3 protein-coding genes are annotated in these 5,703 nt (G+C 55.5%); 2 read left to right on the forward strand and 1 reads right to left on the reverse strand.

Annotated features, from left to right (window positions below; all coding sequences use genetic code 11):
* Positions 1–162: 162 nt before the first annotated feature.
* Positions 163–744, forward strand: coding sequence for a Maf family protein (locus tag ACLQ7H_RS03325; protein ID WP_411751441.1), 582 nt, complete (start codon positions 163–165; stop codon positions 742–744).
* Positions 745–823: 79 nt separating this feature from the next.
* On the opposite strand, the gene rluC is transcribed toward ACLQ7H_RS03325, so the two are convergent.
* On the reverse strand, positions 824–1,792 hold the full coding sequence (gene rluC / locus ACLQ7H_RS03330) for a 23S rRNA pseudouridine(955/2504/2580) synthase RluC (protein WP_411751442.1): 969 nt from the start codon (positions 1,790–1,792) through the stop codon (positions 824–826).
* A 553-nt stretch (positions 1,793–2,345) separates the two neighbouring features.
* Between rluC and rne the strand changes: the two genes are divergently transcribed.
* Complete coding sequence (rne, locus tag ACLQ7H_RS03335; RefSeq protein ID WP_411751443.1) at positions 2,346–5,654, forward strand: ribonuclease E; 3,309 nt, start codon at positions 2,346–2,348, stop codon at positions 5,652–5,654.
* Positions 5,655–5,703: the final 49 nt, after the last annotated feature.

Here is a 5,703-nt window from a genome sequence, read left to right on the forward strand (position 1 = left end):
GGGTAATTTTACCTTTTGCATAGGGCGCGCATATTAACTTTGTAACGTCATAGAGTCAAAGAAAAAGGCCCTAAAACGGCACCTTTCACCAATATTCGCTTCCAGAGCGGCCGACAGTTTAAGATGAGCGACATATTTACGCTATGGTTTGTGGAAAAAATTATGCAAAGACTGTTACTCGCCTCAACCTCGGTCTACCGCCAGCAGCTGTTGGAGAAGCTGCACCTGCCCTTTATTTGTGCAGCGCCGCAAACCGATGAAACGCCGCTGCCCGGGGAAAGTGCCGAAGCTCTGGTGCTGCGTCTGGCGGCGGCCAAGGCTCAGGCACTAGCTACGGCCTACCCGGATTATCTGATTATCGGCTCTGACCAGGTCTGCGTTATCGCCGGAGAAATCACCGGTAAGCCCCATAGCGAAGAGAACGCCCGCCAGCAGCTGCGTAAGGCTAGCGGCCAGCAGGTGACCTTTTATACCGGTTTGGCGCTCTATAATAGCCGTAGCCAACGCCTACAGGTGATATGTGAACCTTTCCACGTTCATTTCCGCACTTTAAGTGAAAAGGAGATAGAAACCTACGTACGCCTTGAGCAGCCGCTCTTTTGTGCGGGCAGCTTTAAGAGTGAGGGTTTGGGAATTGCGCTGTTTGACAAGCTGGAGGGCCGCGACCCGAATACGTTGATTGGTCTGCCGCTGATCGCATTGCTGGAAATGTTGCGGGCTGAAGGGATCAACCCGCTGGCATAAGTGGGCGCAGCATGCGGCGCCCCTACGATCGGATATGTTCGGCCCTAACAAATTCCACAACTGCTCACTATGTCGGGGTTTATTTTTTGGCTGCGGCGGTACGTTGCCGCAATACCTGCAGGCAATGACGTAGCTCGTCATCCATCGGCGCTTCGATACGCATCGTTTCGCCGGTAGCTGGATGTTCAAAGCGCAGCGCCGCCGCATGCAGGAACAGGCGCTTCAGGCCGGTGCCCGCCAATTGGCGATCGAACTCCCGGTCACCATAACGGTCATCAAAGGCGATCGGGTGCCCGGCATGCAAGGTATGCACGCGAATTTGGTGGGTGCGCCCGGTGATCGGGCTGGCCTTCACCAGCGTGGCATGTTCAAAGCGCTCTTCGATCTTGAAGCGGGTCTCGGAAGGTTTGCCTTCGCTGTTGACGCGCACAATGCGCTCCCCGCTCTGCAAAATATTCTTCAGCAACGGTGCCTGCACCGCTTTGCAGTGCGACTGCCACTCGCCGCGCACCAACGCCATATAATCCTTCTGCATCCCCTTGAGGCGCAGTTGCTCGTGCAGCGAACGCAGCGCCGAACGCTTCTTGGCCACCATCAACACGCCGGACGTATCGCGGTCCAAACGGTGCACCAGCTCCAGAAAACGCGCTTCCGGACGTAATGCCCGCAATCCTTCGATCACGCCAAAGCTCAGGCCACTACCGCCGTGCACCGCCGTCCCCGAAGGTTTGTTCAGCAGCAACAGATGATCGTCCTCATAAAGGATGCAATCCGCCAGGGCAGCCACTTTATCCAGCTTGGCGGAAACCGGCGCGTCTTCACGCTCGGCGACCCGTACCGGAGGAATGCGCACCACGTCGCCCGGAGCCAGTTTATATTCAGCCTTGATGCGGCCTTTGTTGACCCGCACCTCGCCTTTGCGCACGATGCGATAAATCATGCTCTTCGGCACGCCTTTCAGGCGGGCAAGCAAAAAATTGTCGATTCTCTGACCGGCTTCGTCGTCAGAAATCGTCACTAATTGTACTGCGGGAATGTTCGTTTTCATGGGGCGGGATTCTAAATAGAGCGAGTCAATAGCGCCACCTCTTTTTATGTGCTTAACTGTCTCTCAGACTGTAAGAGAAACAGCAGCGAACAATAAGGCAGCAAGCCAGGTTGAACGTTTGCGGTTTCAATAACAGTTTCAGCAAAGTCACCTTGCTATAAAGGTGCTTGCAATGGAATAATGCTGTAACTTTCCGTGCCGATCCCCTTGAAACGAGGAGAATTGCGGAATTATACAGTTTGTCTGGTTGCACAAAAACGCAGCAATGGCGTAAGACGTAATGTGAAATCAAACAATTAGCGGGCTGCGGGTTGCAGCTTGGCCGGCAAATGGAATCAGATCTGTCAACATAAATCAGAGGCTATTCCCTGAGTCAAAAGCGCTGTGTTTCACAAAGAAATACAGGCTTACCGAGATAATGCGCCCCTAGGCAGGCGACAACCGTGAGGTTGACGGCTTTGCGAGAAGACACGGGGTTTTCGGTTTTAACCCGGCCATGAGGTTATTTTGCCCGCAGCTTTGTCGATAATGTAAAAAAAACGAGTAAGTTAAGATGAAAAGAATGTTGATTAACGCAACTCAGCAGGAAGAGTTGCGTGTTGCCCTTGTAGATGGACAGCGGCTGTACGATCTGGATATTGAAAGCCCTGGCCATGAGCAGAAAAAAGCGAATATTTACAAAGGCAAAATCACTCGTATTGAACCTAGTCTGGAGGCCGCGTTCGTTGATTACGGCGCTGAACGGCATGGTTTCCTCCCGCTAAAAGAAATCGCTCGCGAATACTTCCCAAGCAATTACTCCTCCCATGGTCGTCCAAACATCAAAGATGTGCTGCGTGAAGGCCAGGAAGTCATCGTTCAGGTTGATAAAGAAGAACGGGGTAACAAAGGCGCCGCCTTGACCACCTTCATCAGCCTGGCCGGTAGCTATCTGGTACTGATGCCGAACAATCCGCGTGCCGGTGGTATTTCCCGCCGCATCGAAGGTGATGACCGTACCGAACTGAAAGAAGCGCTCTCCTCGCTGCAATTGCCAGACGGCATGGGGCTGATTGTCCGCACTGCTGGCGTTGGCAAATCCGCCGACGCTCTGCAATGGGACCTGTCATTCCGCCTCAAGCATTGGGAAGCGATTAAAAAAGCCGCCGAAGGCCGCCCTGCTCCATTCCTGATCCACCAGGAAAGCAACGTTATCGTGCGAGCATTCCGCGATTACCTGCGCCCGGACATCGGTGAAATCCTGATCGACAACCCGAAGGTGCTCGATCTGGCCAAAGAGCACATCGCTGCCCTGGGCCGCCCGGATTTCAGTAGCAAGATCAAATTGTACAGTGGCGAAATCCCGCTGTTCAGCCATTACCAGATCGAATCACAGATCGAGTCCGCGTTCCAACGTGAAGTGCGTCTGCCTTCCGGTGGTTCCATCGTGATCGACACCACTGAAGCCCTGACCGCTATCGACATCAACTCCGCGCGTGCAACCCGCGGTGGCGACATCGAAGAAACCGCATTCAATACTAACCTGGAAGCCGCAGATGAAATTGCTCGTCAATTGCGCCTGCGTGACCTGGGTGGCCTGATCGTTATCGACTTTATCGATATGACCCCGGTTCGTCACCAGCGTGAAGTGGAAAACCGTCTGCGCGATGCCGTCCGCCAGGACCGTGCCCGCATTCAGATTGGCCGTATCTCTCGTTTCGGCCTGCTGGAAATGTCCCGTCAGCGCCTCAGCCCGTCACTGGGTGAATCCAGCCACCACGTGTGCCCGCGCTGTACCGGTACCGGCACCGTCCGTGATAACGAATCGCTGGCGCTGTCTATTCTGCGCCTGATCGAAGAAGAAGCGCTGAAAGAGAACACCAAAGAAGTTCACGCCATCGTGCCGGTTCAGGTTGCTTCCTACCTGCTGAACGAAAAACGTGATTCTGTCAGCGCGATCGAGAAGCGCCAGGGTGGCGTGAAAGCGATCATCGTGCCAAACGAACAGATGCAGACTCCGCATTACTCCGTGCTGCGCGTACGCAAGGGTGAAGAAACACCAACCCTGAGCTACCTGCTGCCGAAGCTGCATGAAGAAGAAATGGCCCAGCCGCAGGATGATGCGCCAGTTGAGCGCAAACGCGAGCAACCGGCTCTGGCTTCCTTCTCTCTGGCACAGGATGCTCCACCGCCGGAAGAAGAGCCTGTGGTTAGCAAGCCTGCCGTTGCCGCCAAACCGGCAGTTGCATCAGCCGCTGTTGCTGAAGCCAAACCTGGCCTGTTGAGCCGTCTGTTCGGTGGCCTGAAGTCACTGTTCGCCGGTGAAGAAACGCCAGTGGTAGAAGCTAAACCGGTCGTAGCCGAGAAAACGGAAGACAGCGACAACCGTCGTCAAGATCGTCGTGGCCAACGCCGCCAGGGTTCAGGCCGTAAAGGTGAACGTGGCGAGCGTAAAGATCGTGGTGAAGGGCGTGACAACCGTGAACGTGCTGATCGTGAGCCGCGCGAAAATCGCGAGCCTCGTGAACCACGTGAAAACCGTGACGACCAGCGCCGCAACAACCGCCGTAACGCACAGCAGCAGACCGCACCAGCGGTTGCCAACACTGAAGTGCAGACTGAAGAAGCGGCCAATGTACAGCGCGAAGATCAGCAACAGCGCCGTGAGCAACGTGCCGAGCGTCAACGTCGTCGTCAGGAAGAAAAACGCCAGGCTGCTCCGCAAGACGTCAAAGTGCCAGAAACTGCAGAGGTCGTCCTTGCCAGCAATAACAGCGACGAAGATGAAGACCGTCATCAGCAGCCAACGCAACGTCGTCAACGCCGGCCGCTCGCACAGAAAGTTCGCGTCCTGTCAGCGGAAGAAGAACTGCATCGCGCCGCTGAAGAACTATTAGCGCCTAAGGCACCGATCGCCAAGGTTGAAGAAAGCCAGGCTCCGGTATTGGCTGAGAGCGTTAAGCTGTTGCCACAGACCATTGCGGCCCAGTCTGAAGATAACGCGCAAGCTGACGACCGTGGTAACGGTGAAAACGGCATGCCACGTCGCTCTCGTCGTTCTCCTCGTCATCTGCGTGTCAGTGGCCAACGTCGTCGTCGCTATCGTGATGAGCGTTATCCGAACCAGTCGCCAATGCCGTTGGCCGGGGCGTTTGCCTCACCAGAAATGGCTTCAGGCAAGGTTTGGGTCAGCTATCCTGTGGCACAAGCAGCCGTCTATGTTGAACACGAAGAAGCTCAAGCACCGGTAGCGGTAGAAACCGTCGCGGCGGCTGTTGAAGCCACACCTGTTCAGCCAGTAGTCAACGAAGCACCAACCGTAGTTGAAAACGTGGCACCGCAGGCCGTGGTTGAAACCGCTCCAGTAGTGGCTGAGCCAGTGGCAACACCGGTCGTTGAAGCCCCAGTAGAAACTGCACCTGTCGAAGCCGTGGCTGACGTTATCGTTACTGCCGAGCCAGCCGCTGTTGTGGATGAAACCGTTGTCAGTGAAACAACTACGAATGAGACGGTTGCAGATAAAACGGTGCAAGGTGAACCTGTGGAGCAAGAACCTGTAGTGGAAGCCATTGTGGCCGCCCGTGCAGAAGCTGCTGTAACCGCTGAGCCGGAAGTCGTGCCAGCACAGCCAGAGGCAGCTCCAGCTCCAGCTCCGGTGCAGGCTGACCCTGCGGTTGCACAACCGCAACCCACGCTCTACAAGCATATCGCTACCGCCCCGATGACTAAAGCGCCTGCGCCGGATTACCAGCCGGAAGCCGAGAAGGTCAGCGAGTGGCAGCGCCCTTCCTTCAACTTTGACGGGAAAGGTTCTGCTGGCGGCCATGCAGCGGCTAATCAGGCCACTGCTCCAGCGACCAAACCGCAGCCGGTTAACGACTAAGTTAATCCCTGCCATAAAAAAACCCGCCTAGATGGCGGGTTTTTTCTTA

This window comes from Serratia sp. (in: enterobacteria) (assembly GCF_046715635.1).
GTDB lineage: Bacteria > Pseudomonadota > Gammaproteobacteria > Enterobacterales > Enterobacteriaceae > Chania.